The 13750-nt window shown below is 68.2% G+C and carries 11 protein-coding genes and 1 pseudogene; 7 read left to right on the forward strand and 5 right to left on the reverse strand.

Annotated features, from left to right (window positions below; genetic code table 11):
- Positions 1 to 72 precede the first annotated feature (72 nt).
- The 5 genes from EV652_RS22285 to EV652_RS22305 all read right to left on the reverse strand — a co-directional run bounded on the left by EV652_RS22285 (position 73) and on the right by EV652_RS22305 (position 6494).
- The gene (locus tag EV652_RS22285) at positions 73 to 1422 is read right to left on the reverse strand and encodes an ABC transporter substrate-binding protein (protein WP_242001916.1); all 1350 of its coding nucleotides are present in this window, start codon (positions 1420 to 1422) and stop codon (positions 73 to 75) included.
- 16 nt (positions 1423 to 1438) lie between these two features.
- Positions 1439 to 2320, reverse strand: coding sequence for a carbohydrate ABC transporter permease (locus tag EV652_RS22290; protein ID WP_132211118.1), 882 nt, complete (start codon positions 2318 to 2320; stop codon positions 1439 to 1441).
- A complete protein-coding gene (locus EV652_RS22295) occupies positions 2317 to 3261 on the reverse strand; it encodes a carbohydrate ABC transporter permease (protein WP_242001917.1) in 945 nt (314 codons plus the stop codon). Before EV652_RS22295 ends, EV652_RS22290 begins: the two co-directional genes overlap by 4 nt.
- A 44-nt stretch (positions 3262 to 3305) precedes the next feature.
- Positions 3306 to 5429, reverse strand: a complete 2124-nt coding sequence (locus EV652_RS22300; RefSeq protein WP_132211119.1) for an alpha-galactosidase — start codon at positions 5427 to 5429, stop codon at positions 3306 to 3308.
- Positions 5430 to 5573: 144 nt separating this feature from the next.
- On the reverse strand, positions 5574 to 6494 hold the full coding sequence (locus tag EV652_RS22305) for a nucleotidyltransferase domain-containing protein (protein WP_132211120.1): 921 nt from the start codon (positions 6492 to 6494) through the stop codon (positions 5574 to 5576).
- Positions 6495 to 6647: 153 nt separating this feature from the next.
- On the opposite strand from EV652_RS22305, the gene EV652_RS22310 reads away from it, so the two are divergent.
- The 7 genes and pseudogenes from EV652_RS22310 to EV652_RS22340 all read left to right on the forward strand — a co-directional run bounded on the left by EV652_RS22310 (position 6648) and on the right by EV652_RS22340 (position 13739).
- Positions 6648 to 7229 (forward strand): ArsR/SmtB family transcription factor, encoded by a 582-nt coding sequence (locus tag EV652_RS22310; RefSeq protein ID WP_242001918.1) that lies wholly within the window; start codon positions 6648 to 6650, stop codon positions 7227 to 7229.
- Entirely contained in the window at positions 7226 to 7951 is a 726-nt protein-coding gene (locus EV652_RS22315) for an SRPBCC family protein (protein ID WP_132211121.1), read from the forward strand. The genes EV652_RS22310 and EV652_RS22315 overlap by 4 nt, the downstream gene beginning before the upstream one ends.
- A 297-nt stretch (positions 7952 to 8248) precedes the next feature.
- Positions 8249 to 9400, forward strand: coding sequence for an SGNH/GDSL hydrolase family protein (locus tag EV652_RS22320; protein ID WP_132211122.1), 1152 nt, complete (start codon positions 8249 to 8251; stop codon positions 9398 to 9400).
- A 347-nt stretch (positions 9401 to 9747) separates the two neighbouring features.
- Positions 9748 to 10002, forward strand: a pseudogene (locus EV652_RS46190) (FHA domain-containing protein); the annotation flags it as partial.
- Between the two features lie 1080 nt (positions 10003 to 11082).
- On the forward strand, positions 11083 to 12021 hold the full coding sequence (locus tag EV652_RS45365) for a hypothetical protein (protein WP_242001919.1): 939 nt from the start codon (positions 11083 to 11085) through the stop codon (positions 12019 to 12021).
- A gap of 70 nt (positions 12022 to 12091) precedes the next feature.
- Positions 12092 to 12520, forward strand: a complete 429-nt coding sequence (locus tag EV652_RS22335; RefSeq protein WP_242001920.1) for a MarR family transcriptional regulator — start codon at positions 12092 to 12094, stop codon at positions 12518 to 12520.
- A 7-nt stretch (positions 12521 to 12527) separates the two neighbouring features.
- Positions 12528 to 13739, forward strand: a complete 1212-nt coding sequence (locus EV652_RS22340; protein WP_132211125.1) for an epoxide hydrolase family protein — start codon at positions 12528 to 12530, stop codon at positions 13737 to 13739.
- The last annotated feature ends 11 nt before the right edge of the window (positions 13740 to 13750 follow it).

The raw sequence follows: 13750 nt of genomic DNA on the forward strand, positions 1-13750 counted from the left end.
GGGGGAGCACACTGCGCCGTCGGACGCAGTACGACGTACTCCCCCGGGCGTAGGCGGACCCCGGGGTAACCCTCAGTCGTTCGCGGACAGAATCTGGTTCACGTCGTCGTTGGCCTGGGCCAGCGACGCCGGTTCGGCCTCGAACGACATCACCGCGTCCATCGCCGGTGTCATCACCGCGGTCACGTCGGCCGCGTTCGGGTTGGCCGGGTACGGGAACACGTCGCCCGCCTCGACCGGCTCCAGGAACGGCGTGACGTCCCAGCCGCTCTTGGCGAACGCCGCCTTCGCCGCCGGCATGCTCGCCGCCACCGCCGGGAACACCACACCCGCCTTGGCGACGATGTCCTGTGCGGTCTGCGAGCCGAGGAACTTCACCCAGGCCCAGGACGCGTCCCGGCGGGTGGTGCCCGCCCAGATCGTGTCCGCGAGCCCGTTCATCATCGACATCCGCTTCCCGACCGGGCCGATCGGCAGCCGGGCCAGTTTGGTCTTCACCTGCTTCAGCCCGCCGTACGTCCCGAGCATCCAGGAACCGTTCGGGGTCATCCCGTACTTGCCCGCACCGAAGCTCGTGGTGACGTCCACCCCGGACTTCGCCTGCGCGTACGTCGGCATGTACCCCTTGGTGATGAGGCCGCGCCACCAGCCGATCGTGTCGGTGAACTTCGGGTCGCCGTAGAAGAACTTCGTTCCCCACGGCTCGCCCTCGGAGTACTTCCAGCCGTTGATCGCGGCGTACCAGCTCCAGCTGGTCTGACCGTCACCACCGCCGGCGTCGGCGTACCCGAGTCCGTAGACCTTGACGTCGTTCTTGTCGAACCCGGGCTGGTCGCCGCGGCGCCCCTTGGAGTCCACCGTCAGCCGGCGGATGATCTGCTCGAGCGTGCCGCCGTCCTGTGGGTTCCAGGTCATCGAGTTCAGCTGCTCGGTGCTGATCCCGGCCGCCTCGGTGAACGCGCTGTTGTAGAAGTAGACCTCGGTGTCCCAGTCCTTCGGCAGGCCGTACCGCTTGCCGTCGGCCCCGATCCAGCGATCCGCCAGGCCCTTCTGGTAGATGCTCAGGTCAACGTTGTCCTTGGCGACGAAGTCGTCGATCGGCAGCACCTGGCCCTTGTCCGCGAACAGCGGGTACTTCGACGAGTGCCCGGTGAACACGTCCGGCGCGGTGTCGGAGATGAAGCCGGTCACCAGCTTGGACCAGTAGTCGTTCCAGCCGTACTGCTCGATCTTCACGGTGTACTGCGGATTCTGCTCGTGGAACACCTTCGCGCATTCGGTGTACATCGGCAGCTGAGCGGAGTCCCACAGCCAGTAGATGACTTCGCCCTCTCCGCGGGCGGCCGCGCCGTTGTTGCATCCGGCAACCGCCGACGCAGCCAGTCCGGCCAGTCCCGCCTTCAGCAAAGTGCGTCTCGTCATGGTCATTGGAGGCACCTCACTTGATCCCGGAGAAACCGATGGAGTTGGTGATCTTCTTGGCGAACGCGCAGAACAAGATGATCATCGGCAGGGCCGCGATCAGGGCGGCGGCCATCAACCCGGCCCAGTCCGGCCCGCCCTGCGGAGTCTGCGACCGGAACACGCCGAGGGCGACCGTGAGCACCCGGACGTTCTCCTGCTGGCCGACCAGCAACGGCCAGAAGTAGTCGTTCCAGGAGTTGATGTAGGTCAGGATCGCCAGCGTGGCGATCGGCGCCCCACTCATCGGGATGATCAGCCGGAAGAAGATCAGCCGGTGCCCGGCGCCGTCGATCATCGCCGCCTCCTCCAGTTCCCGGCTGATACCGAGGAAGAACTGGCGCAGGAAGAAGATCGCGAACGGCGTCATGAAGGCGCCCGGCAGGATGATGCCGGCGAAGCTGTTCAGCAGCCCGAGGTTCTTGATCAGCGCGAAGTTCGGCAGCGTGGTGAAGATCGGCGGCACCATCAGCGCGGCCAGGAACAGTGCGAACACCTTGTCCCGGCCGGGCCAGCGCAGCCGGGCGAACGCGTACGCCGCCATCGCGCTGAAGAACACCTGGCAGACCGTCGTGACCGTTGCCACGATCAACGAGTTGCGCAGGTACAGCCAGAAGTTGACGGCCGCACCGGAGCCCCCTTGGGCCTGCGCCTCCTCGAGCGTCGACAGTCCCAGTACCCGCTTGAACGCGCCTAGCGTGGTCTCCACCGGGAGCAGCGAGTTCGGGTGACCGGGGAGCTGGGTGTTGTCGGACAGCGCCGTTCGCAACATCCAGTAGAACGGGAAGATCGTGACCAGCATCAGCACGATCAGGCAGGCCCACGCGACCGCGCGGCCGACGTTGAATTGCTTCGTCATGCCAGGTCACTCTCCTTCGCCCGCAGCAGCCGCAACTGCACCAGCGAGACCACCGCGAGGATCGCGAACAGCACCATCGCCATGGCCGAGGCGTACCCGAAGTCGAACCGGGTGAACGCCCGCTCGTAGATGTAGTAGTAGATGACCCGGGTCGCGTTGATCGGACCGCCCTGCGTGGTCACGGCGACCGTGTCGAAGATCTGGAACGACCCGATCATGGTGACCACCAGGACCATCACCAGAACGGGCCGCAGCAGCGGCAGCGTGATCCGCCAGAACGACTTCCACTCGGACGCCCCGTCCACCTCGGCGGCCTCGTAGACGTACTTCGGAATCATCTGCAGCCCGGCGAACACCAGCAGCGCGGTGTAGCCCATGTGCCGCCAGACGTTGATCCCGGCGATGGTCGGGATCGCCCACTGGGACTCACCGAAGAAGGCGACCGGATCGATCCCGAGGTACGTCAGGCCCTGGTTCACGATGCCGACCTGGAAGTCGAGCATCCAGTACCAGACCAGCGCCACCACCACGTTCGCGATCAGGTATGGCAGCAGGATCACCGCCCGGACCGTGATCGACTGGGTCAGCCGGTACATCAGCATCGCGATACCGACCGCCAGGATCGTCTGGATCCCGATGTTGAGTACGACGTACTCGACCGTGACGACCAGCGCGTTCCAGAAGAAGCTGTCCTGGATCATCCGTTCGTAGTTGGCCAGCCCGTTGAAGTTCGGTGCGGACAACAGGCTGTACTCGGTGAAGCTCAGGTAGGCACCGCGGAGCGTCGGCCAGATGTAGAACACGACGAAGCCGAGGGTGGCCGGAGCCAGGAAGATCATCGCGACCTTCAGGTCTCCGAGGCTTCGCCGCCTGATGGGCGGCGCTGCCACATCCCCGTGACTTCGTCTTTTGTCGGGTGGTGCGTTGGTGGTCACGGTCACGGGGATCTCCTTCTCGGTCGGCGATCCGGCTAGCGCCTGGACGGCTAGTCGATCGCAGTCACATCCAGCAAGATCGCGTTCTCAGGCCACTGGGCCGGGATCTGCACCCCGACCGTGGCGAGTGCTGCACCGTTCAGTTCCAACTGACCACCGTCGGTCCACCAGGACACCGAGCGCGACTCCGGTCCGGGTGTCGCCGTCTTGTTCACCCGGTACGTCCGGTTCGGGTCGAGACCCGGGAGCCGGACCCGGCCGACGGCCGACGTGATCGGTTGGGTCAGCTGTACGGCGGCGTACACAGCGCGCGAACCGTCCTGCGCGACCACGCCGTGCAGCAGGAAGTCGTTCGGACCGCGGTCGGCGCGGACCACGCGGCCGGTGTGCAGCAGCGGCCGGAGTTCCTTGTGCAAGGCAACCCAGCCGGCCAGTTCTGCGCGCTCCTCCGCGCTTGCGGACGCGATGTCCCACTCGATACCGAAGTGGCCGAACAGGGCGGTGATCGCGCGGAACGACAGCGCCTGGGTGCGGCCGGTGGTGTGTGCCCGCGGCGGACCGACGTGGCAGCCGATCAGCTCCGGCGGCAGCAGCAGTTGGGTGTAGCGCTGGATCTTCTGGCGCTCGAGCGCGTCGTTGCTGTCGCTGCCCCAGACCCGGTCGGTGCGCTCCAGGATACCGAGGTCGACGCGGGCGCCGCCGGACGAGCAGGACTCGATCTCCAGCCCCGGGTGCCGCCGCTTGAGCTCGTCGATCAGCCGGTACACCGCGAGCGTCTGCGCGTGGATGCCGGCCGTCCCGGTCAGTTGGTTTCCGCCGTCGACGAAGTCGCGGTTGTGGTCCCACTTCAGGTACGCGATGTCGTACTCGTTCAGCAGCGCGTCGAGCCGCTCGAGGATGTAGTCGTACGCCGCCGGCACGCCGAGGTTGAGGCCTTGCTGGTGCCGCGCTGTCGGTGGCATCCGGTTGCCGGTGGCAAGAATCCAGTCGGGGTGCTCCCGGGCCAGGTCGGAGTCCGGGTTCACCATCTCCGGCTCGACCCAGAGCCCGAACTGTAGGCCGAGCCCCTTCACGTGGTCGACCAGCGGGTGCAGACCCTTCGGCCAGATCTCCTCGTCGACGTACCAGTCGCCGAGCCCGGCGTGGTCGTCACGCCGGCCACGGAACCAGCCGTCGTCCAGCACGAACCGCTCGGCGCCGACCTCGGCGGCCGCGTCCGCGAGCGCCTTCAGCTTGTCCAGATCGAGGTTGAAGTAGACGGCTTCCCAGGTGTTCAGTACGACGGGACGCTCGGTCTGCGGGTGGTTGTCCCGAGCCCGCAGGAACTCGTGGAAGCGAGTCGACAGCCGGTCGAGGCCGACGCCGTACGAACCGTAGATCCACGGCGTGCTGTAGGTGCCCTGTGCTTCCAGCCGGCCCTCGCCGGGCAACAGCAGTTCGCCGCCGCCGATCACGCCGTACCCGCTCATGCCGCGCTCGGCGTAGGACCGGTGGTTACCACTCCAGGCGGTGTGCACGGCCCAGATCTCGCCGGTGCCGAAGTCGAAGCCGGGCGTTCCCGCGATCAGCAGCAGAGTGGCGTCGGCGCCGGTGCGGCCGCGGCGGTTGTCGCGGATGTGCGCGCCCTGCGTGAACTCGTGCCGCTGCGGGTGCCGCTCACCGATGTGCCGGCCGGTCATGTCGAGCAGCTCGGTCGCCTCGGTCGGGACCGGCAGCGCGAGCACCAGCCCGTCCACCGTGTACGGCGTCCCGCCGGTGTTGGTCAGGTCCGCCTTGGCCCGGACCAGACCGGAGTCGGTCAGCTCGATGGTGAGGCGGATTGTCAGCGCGGCCTCGACGTCCTCGGCGTCGACCTGCACGGTGTTGCCGGTCTGCGCGACGCTGGTCAGCCGGAAGCTCGCGGAGAAGTTCTGGCCGTCGCGGTGGCCGCTCAGGCCCGGCAGGCCGAACCAGCCGGCCGCGTACTCCGGCACGATCGCGACCGGAAGGTTGTCGTCGAGACCGTTGCCGTACTGAACCGCACCGGCCCCACGCCTCAGTTCCAGCAGAGCTTTCCCGGTCAGCTCGCCGAGATCCGCGCCCCAGTGCAGGACGGACGGAAGGGCGGGACCAGAGCAGTCCAGCACCAGACTGACCCCGGCAGCCCGGAGCTGCAGCACCTCGATGTTCGACACTGTTGATTCACTCTGCTTTCTGATTGATTTCAGGACGGAACTATTTACCCCGTCAGCCCGGATGTCAATGCTTCACGAAGTTAAGTAAATACCTTAAGCCTGGGCAGGCTTCCTGCCCAGAGCTCTGGCAACCGCTCTCCGCACTCAGCTGGAGAGGCTCGCGCTCCTCTTCCGGACCGATCTGAGCCAGGCATCGACGCGCGCGACATCCGGTGTCGCCGGGAGAACCGTCCTCCGCAAGGCGCTGTCGAGCTCCTCGTGCAGACCGAGTCGCCAGCTCTCGACCTCGTCCCACGAGAGCTCGCCACGCTTGACCGCGAGCAGACGCTCCCGCTGAGGGCCGACGTCAACGACGAGCCTGGCCTCCAGCAGCAGGCTGCGGGCCGCGAGCAGCAGCCGGATCAGATGCATGACGTGCTTCCACTTCGGTGCACCGTCGCGACGGAAGTCCGCCTCCAGCTTCTTGAACTGGCTGAGGACATAGCCGGAGTACGTCTGGTAGGCCAACTGAGAGAGGAAGGCCTCGCGCAGTCCGATCAGTTCCTCGCCGAGCGGCGTCTGCCGGACGACGAGCGGCGAGTGCAGCACCTCGAGAAGGTTCGGGTTGGCCTTCAGCGCGAGTTCGCAGAACCGCTCGACCTCCCACGAGAACCACTCCGGCTCCGGACCGTCCACATGCGTCGGCGGCTTGGCCAGCGACCAGAAGGACTCGGTCGGCGCGACGTAGACGCCGCGGGTGTCGGTGTCCGAGGCGTCGGTGTCCAGGCCGAACGCCCGCGATCCGACGACCGCGGCGTAGATCGTGTGCTCTCGGACCAACCGGTCGCCGTCGGGCTGGTCCAGTTCGATCGCTTCGTCCTGGTACGCCGTACGCAGGCTGAGCTGATCGCGACGCGCCACCGTCTCCCGGCCGTCGACGAGCCGCACCGTGTAGCGGCCGTCCGGGGTTACGCCGGCGACACGGCCGGTTGCCCCGCGTTGCACCGTACCGCCCTGATCGTCGGGCGTGGCGACGCGGATCACCACCTGGGTCCCCACCGGCAACTGCGGCCCTCGGACTGACATGCCGCACATGCTGTCATCGGCGGACGCCCAGGCCATCACAATTACCGCCCACTGCGCGCCCCGAGCGTGCCGGCCGGCAATGGCGGTCGATTGGAATGGCCCTGCGGTCCGCGCTCTATTGACAAATTTTTCTGTCAAGTGGAATCTGAGGGTGTGCTGGGATATGTGGAGGAGCCGGAGAAGGTCCGGATGGCGCTGTCGCCGATCCGGCGGCAACTGCTCGACCTCCTCCGGGAGCCCTCGTCGGCGACCCAGCTCGCGGCCGCGCTGGAGCTGCCCCGGCAACGGGTGAACTACCACCTGCGCGAGCTGGAGAAGGTCGGGCTGATCGAACTGGTCGAGGAGCGGCAGCGGCGCGGGTTCACCGAGCGGATCCTGCGCGCGTCCGCCGCGACCCTGGTGGTCGATCCGGCGGTGATGGGCCGCGCGTTCAGCACGATCCAGGACCAGTACGCCGCCGAGCACCTGGTGGACGTTGCCGCCGGCACCGTTCGGGACGTGGCCCGGATGCAGACCAAGGCCGACGCCGCGGGCAAGCGACTGCTCACGTTCACGCTCGAGGCCGAGGTGCGGTTCGCCGAGCCGGCCGACGTGCACCGGTTCACCGACGCGCTGACCGCGGCGATCCGACGGACCGTCGAGGAGTTCGACGCCGAGGGCGGTCGCCCGTACCGGCTGATCGCGGGCGGCCATCCGGCTGCCCGCCGTACCGAAGACACGGGAGTGCAGGCATGAGCGAGGACAGACCGCGGATCGCGGTGACCGTGGCCGCGCCGGTCGAGGCGGTGTGGGACGCGATGCGGAACAAGGAGAAGATCCGGCACTGGCACGGCTGGGAGTACGAGGGCACCGAGGGCGGCGCCGGCCTGGAGGAGGAGATCGACCTGATCTACTTCACCCAGGTCACGGCCGACGAGGCGAGTGGGATCCTCACCCTCGGGAACGGCGACGAGTTCGTGGTCGAGGCGGTCGAGGGCGGATCGCGGATCACCTTGACGCGAGCGCCGTACGGCGCCAACCCCGAGTGGGACGCGTACTACGACGACGTCACCGAGGGCTGGATCACGTTCCTGCACCAGTTGCGGTTCGCGATGGAGCTTCACCCGGGAGAGCCGCGGCGGACGCTGTTCTACTCGGGCTCCGGCGCTCGCTCGCCGATCGTGGAACTTGGGGTGGACCTGCAGCCGGGAGGTACGCCGTACGAGCTGGAGCTGATCGGTGAGCCGGCGAAGGGCGAGGTGTGGTTCACGTCCGAGCACCAGGTCGGCCTGACCGTCGACGGCTGGGGCAACGGCCTACTCGTCCTCAGCCACGTCCCGCCGTCGGAGAAGAAGCCGGACGGCGCCTCGATGGCGATCCTGAGCATGTACGGCGACGTCGACCGCGACTCTCTTGACCAGCGCTGGAAGACCTGGTGGGAGTCCCGCTACCCAGCCCCGCTCGACCTCGGTGGCTGACTGACAGGGACCGAAGGACAGGAGGTGTCTCCCGTCTCGCGCTCAGTTCACGCTCCGTTTCGGCGGCACGTTGGGTCCTGGGGCCACTACCTCCTGTCCTTCGGTTCCCTGACGCCCCGGTGACAGGGCGCAAAGGTGCCAGCACTCTCGGTCTACCTTTCGTGGTTACCCGGGAGTACATTCTCGCCACGGTGACCGGCACGGGGGTCCGGGCGGTCACCGATCTCCGGCGAGAGAGGCCTTCCGGTGAAGATTCCGCCCCGCTCTTTTTCGGTAACCGCAGTTCTCGTGCTCTCCATGACTGGGCTCGGCCTGGTCGCAACCCCGGCGCAGGCCGATGGCCCCGGGTCCGGTACGCCGTACGTCGTGACGGTCGGCGACTCGTACATCTCGGGTGAGGCCGGTCGCTGGGCCGGCAGCTCGAACAACTCCGAAGCCCCGGCCGACGCGCTCGGTGCGCACGCGTATCACGACAACGCGAGCGGTACCGCCGAGCTGATCCCGAGGTGCCACCGCAGCCGCTCCGCCGAGGGGTACATCGGCGGCGGGGTCGGCGGACTGAACCTGGCCTGCTCGGGTGCCCGCACCACGACGAGCACCGGCGACTACTTCAAGCCCGGGATCGACTTCTACGACGACGGCGCCGGGCATCTCGGTCAGGCGAAGATGCTGCAGCAGTTCGCCACGACCCACAACGTGAAACAGGTGGTCGTGTCGATCGGCGGCAACGACTTCAACTTCGCCTCGATCGTGACGCAATGCGTGACGGACTTCCTGCTGTCGCCGTCGTGGAACCCGGATTACTGCAAGGACGACTCCTCGGTGGTTGCGAACTTCACCTCCGCCAACGTGACCGCCGTACGAGGCCGGATCGCGACCGCCTTCCAGAACATCCGTACCGCCATGCAGAACGCCGGCTACTCCGACGGCGGGTGGACGCTGCTCGTGCAGACCTATCCGTCGCCGCTGCCGCCCGGCAGCGGGATCCGGTACGGCCAGAGCGGTTACTCCCGGCAGAGCGTCGGCGGCTGCGGCTTCTGGAACGCGGACGCCGACTGGGCGAACAGCACCGCGCTCACCACCATCAACACCACAGTCCGCGCGGCGATCGGCCAGTCGGGGCTGCCCAACGCGCGACTGCTCGAACTGCAGTCAGCCTTCAACGGCAGGCGGCTGTGTGAGAAGACGGTTGGGCTGTACGAAGAGGTCGGCCTGAGCTCCTGGACCCAATCGACCGCCGTCGACAAGACCGAGTGGATCAACCAGATCCGCACGGTGACGACGGTCGGCTCCAACTACTACCTCCAGGAATCCCTCCACCCCAACTACTGGGGCCAACTGGCCACCCGCTCCTGCGTACGCCAGGCCTACACCCAGAACCGCGGCGGCACCTGCACCATCTCCGGCGCAGGCCTCCTCAACGGCGAACCCCGCATGACCCTCAACTGACAGCTCACGTACGGCGGCCTCGCCCGGGGCCGCCGTACGGCGGGACGTCGCGGGCGCCCGTACGGCGGAATCTCGCGGGGCCGCCCGTACGGCGGGATCTCGCGGGGCCGCCCGTACGGCGGGATGTCGCGGGCCGCCCGTACGGCGGGATCTCGCGGGGCCGCCCGTACGGCGGGATGTCGCGGGCCGCCCGTACGGCGGGATCTCGCGGGGCCGTCGGTACGGTGGGATCGAGTGTGACGAGGCTCATGGGGGCGGGGCGCTCTGGACCGGGTGTGGGTCGGGCAGGCACAATCGCGCAGACGGGTTGGCTGCCGGGTGGAGTGTGAGTGGAAACCGAATTCGCGGTGTCGCTCGGTTCGCAGCGCTGGACGCTGCCTGCCGACAGGGACACGTTCACCATTGGCCGCGGCTCGAACGCCGACATCAGGCTGCCGTCGGACGACCAGATCTCCCGCATCCACGCCCGGCTGAACCGCTCCGGTACGACGTGGACCCTCGTCGACGAGTCCCGCAACGGCACCGCCCTCAACGGCCGCCGCCTCACCGCCCCGACCGCTCTGACGGACAGCGACCGCATCCAGATCGGCCGCTCAGTCCTCACCTTCCACGAACCAACCGCCGCAACCCCACCACCCCCGCCCAACCCCAACCAGCCCCGCCCACCCGCTGCTCCCCCATCGAGCCGACCGGATGGTCCAGGCCCCGCGAACGCCACGGGCGCCGCAGCGGGCCTCGCAGCCGGCACCGCCTCCGCCGCAGGCCTCGCAGCCGGCGGCCCCTCCTCCGCGGCCCGCCAAGCAGACGGTTCCGTCCCGAACCCCGCGGACGCCGCCGGCGCTGCGGTGCCTGCGGCTGGCGGCCCCTCCTCCGCGGCCCGCCAAGCAGACGGTTCCGTCCCAAACCCCGCGGACGCCGCCGGCCCTGCGGCTGGCGGTGCATCCTCCGCACCGCCTGTGCCGAGCCGGACGGACCACTCCACCCCGAACCCCGCGGACTCCGCTGGCGCCGTGTCCGGGCGAGGTCTCGCGGGTGGCGGCCCAGCCTCCGCGCCACCCAGTTCGCCCACACAGCGCCAAGCAGACGACCCGAACCGCGCGGACGCTGCCGGCACCGCGTCCGCGGCTGGCCTTGCGGCCGGCGGGCCATCTTCCGCACCGCCTCCTGCGCCTGCGCCACGCCGCGCAGATCCCGCGGACGCCGGAGGTCGGGGGGTGGGTTCATCCTCTGCTCCACCCGCGCCGGGCCGGGCAGACCGCCCCGGCGTGAGCCCTGCGGACGCCGGCACACCGTCCGACGCTGGCTTTGCACACGGCACGTCACCCACGCCGAGACCCTCGCAGAGCCCGCCCACCGCTCACCCGGCTCAGGCCGAACCAGCCGGCAGCCCCGGCACGCCGGCTCAGGCTGGGCCAGTCGGCCCAGAGAGTGGGCACGCAGAGCGGGCCGACACCCCCGACATCGGTCGGGCCGCTCGCAGTCCCGAAGGTGCGCGTCGGGAGTGGGGTGGCGTGCCCGAGGGTGTGCGTGAGGAGTGGATTGGCGTGCCCAAGGGTGCGCGTGACGAGTGGATTGGCGTGCCTAAGGGTGGGCGCCCGGAATGGGACCCCGACGCCGGTCAGCCCGCAGGCAGCCCCGACGACCCGCGCGGCGAGTGGGTTGGTGGGGCTCGGATTGGATGGGTGGATGAGGATGGCGGCTCGGCGGGTGGGGCGGCTTGGGCTGCTTATCCGTCGGCGGACAATCCGGAGCCGGCGCGATCCCCGTGGTCGACGCCGAAGCGACCTGCTCTGAGTCAGCCCGATGGTGGGCAAGCCAACTGGGCCGAGTCGGCCGGGTGGCCGGATTCGGCCTTCGAGCAGCAGGAGCAGCAGAGTCCGCCGGCCCGTGAGCCGGAGCCGGTACGGCGTAAGCCGCCAACAACTGAGCCAGCACCGGCGGGCTACGTCCGACTGGTTCGCGTCCTGCTGGTCGCCGCCGCCGTACTGGGCCTCGGCCTGGTGATCAACCTGGTCGCGACGTTCTTCGCCGACGGCGCCGGTGGCACGCTGCGGTGGTTGGTACCGCCGGCGATCGCGCTGATCGCCGCGATGGTCGTCGCTCTCATCGACGCGGTCTCTTCCGAGGATCGGCCGGCCGGCGGTCGACTCGACGTACCGGTGATCGTCGCGATCGTCGTCGTACTGCTGGGCGTCGGGGTCGGCGGGTTCGCGCTCACCGCGGGAGTCGAGTACGCCGCCGGCTACATCACCGGCAAGGAGTCGGGCGAGGACCGTTTGCTCAAACCCGTCGCCAAGACCACCGCCGGCCTCACCGTCACCGTCGAGAACGTCACGTACACCAGCCACTTCACCCGGGTCGAGGTTGCGGTGAGCAACGGCGGCGACCAGTCACTGTCCCTCCCGCTCGACGGTCAGGCCGCCTTCACCGGCGAGGACGGGAACTCGCTGAAGGCCGACGGGTTCCGCAGCCAGTGGAAGGACTCGATCGCGGCCGGCAGCGTCGAACGCGGCACCATCACCTTCAAGGGTCACCTCCCCGAAGGCCTCACCGTCGCCACCCTCACCCTCAAATCAGGCGACGCACCGATCGCCGTTCCCGGCCTGGCCCTCAGCAACTAACTCGCCGCACAACCTGCGGGCGTCGGCCGTCATCTGCCGAGTTAGATCGAATTTTGATATAGTTCCCCAGGTGACGCTGGATGTGGATCGATTGACGACGGTGATCGAGGACTTCAACACGATCTTCATCCGATTGCCGTCGGTGCGGAGGTTCAACTTCTCGACGCTGTCGGTGCTGCACACGCTGGCGCGCGGCGGGCCGATGCGGTTGACGGATCTGCTCAAGACCGAGCAACTCAAACAACCCGCGTTGACCAGCCTGGTCGCCAGACTCGAGCAGGACGGTTTGATCAACCGTCGCCCGGACCCGACCGACGGCCGCGCGATGTTGCTGTCGCTCACCCGCGAGGGCCGACAGATCGTCCGCTCCCGGCACGCGAACCGTGTCACGAAGCTGACCCACCTGGTCGACCAGTTGACCGACGACGAGCGCGCCGTACTCGCCTCCTCGATGCACGTCCTGACCCGCCTGACCGAGATCGCCGCCGAAGATGCCTGAGACAACCATGAAGAACTTGAAGCAGACCCCGATCCACGTACCCGACGAGGTACTCGAAGACCTGCGTCGCCGGCTGACCCTCACCAAATGGCCGCTCGACGTAGGGAACGACGACGGCTTCTACGGCGTACGTCGTACCGACCTGCAAGAACTGGTCGAGTACTGGGCCGACGGGTTCGACTGGCGTCGGGCCGAGCGGGCGATGAACGAATACGAGCAGTATCGCGTCGACGTCGGCGGCGTACCGGTGCACTTCATGCGCAAGGCCGGGGTCGGTCCCGATCCGATCCCGCTGATCCTGAGTCACGGCTGGCCGTGGACGTTCTGGCACTGGTCGAAGGTGATCGATCCGCTCGCCGACCCCGCGTCGTACGGCGGTGATCCGGCCGATGCGTTCGACGTGATCGTGCCGTCGCTGCCCGGGTTCGGGTTCTCCACGCCGCTGACGAACCAGCCGGACATGAACTTCTGGAAGATGGCCGACGTCTGGCACGAGCTGATGACCGAGGTTCTCGGGTACGAGCGGTACGCCGCCGGCGGCTGTGACGTCGGCGCGCTCGTCACCGGGCAGCTCGGCCACAAGTACGCCGACGAGCTGTACGGGATCCACATCGGCTCGGGGCTGAAGCTCACGTTCTTCAACGGCGACCGGGCCTGGGACTTCAGCGGCGGCAACCCGATCCCGCCCGATCTGCCGCCGATTGTCCACAATCGGATTGTCGAGCTCGACCGCCGGTTCGCCGCCCACCTGGCGACACACGTCCTTGATCCCAGCACGCTCGGATTCGGCCTGGCCGATTCACCGGCCGGCCTGCTCGCCTGGATGCTCGAGCGATGGACGAGCTGGTCGGACGGAGACGCATTCACCAAGGACGACGTGCTCACGCACGCCACGATCTACTGGGCCGGCAACGCGATCGACACCTCGATCCGCACGTACGCCAACAACAACCGCTACCCCTGGACGCCGTCGCACGACCGCCAACCGGTCATCGAGGCACCGACCGGCATCACCTTCGTCGGCTACGAGAACCCACCCGGCGTCACCACACCCGAGCAACGCATCCAGCACTTCCTGTCCAGCGACCGCGCCTCCTGGTACAACCACGTCAACCTCACCGCCCACCCCACCGGCGGGCACTTCATCCCCTGGGAGCGCCCCACCGAGTGGACCGACGACCTCCGCCGTACCTTCCGCAACCGCTCAGCCGAGACCTGACGGCAGGTCGC

This window comes from Kribbella steppae, assembly GCF_004342025.1.
GTDB classification, from domain to species: Bacteria; Actinomycetota; Actinomycetes; order Propionibacteriales; family Kribbellaceae; genus Kribbella; species Kribbella steppae.

Coding starts and splice junctions, on each gene's coding strand:
- EV652_RS22290 (WP_132211118.1), bottom strand. CDS start 2,320: ATGACGAAGCAATTCAACGTCGGCCGCGCGGTCGCGTGGGCCTGCCTG.
- EV652_RS22320 (WP_132211122.1), top strand. CDS start 8,249: ATGACTGGGCTCGGCCTGGTCGCAACCCCGGCGCAGGCCGATGGCCCC.
- EV652_RS22315 (WP_132211121.1), top strand. CDS start 7,226: ATGAGCGAGGACAGACCGCGGATCGCGGTGACCGTGGCCGCGCCGGTC.
- EV652_RS22285 (WP_242001916.1), bottom strand. CDS start 1,422: ATGACGAGACGCACTTTGCTGAAGGCGGGACTGGCCGGACTGGCTGCG.
- EV652_RS22340 (WP_132211125.1), top strand. CDS start 12,528: ATGAAGAACTTGAAGCAGACCCCGATCCACGTACCCGACGAGGTACTC.
- EV652_RS22305 (WP_132211120.1), bottom strand. CDS start 6,494: ATGTCAGTCCGAGGGCCGCAGTTGCCGGTGGGGACCCAGGTGGTGATC.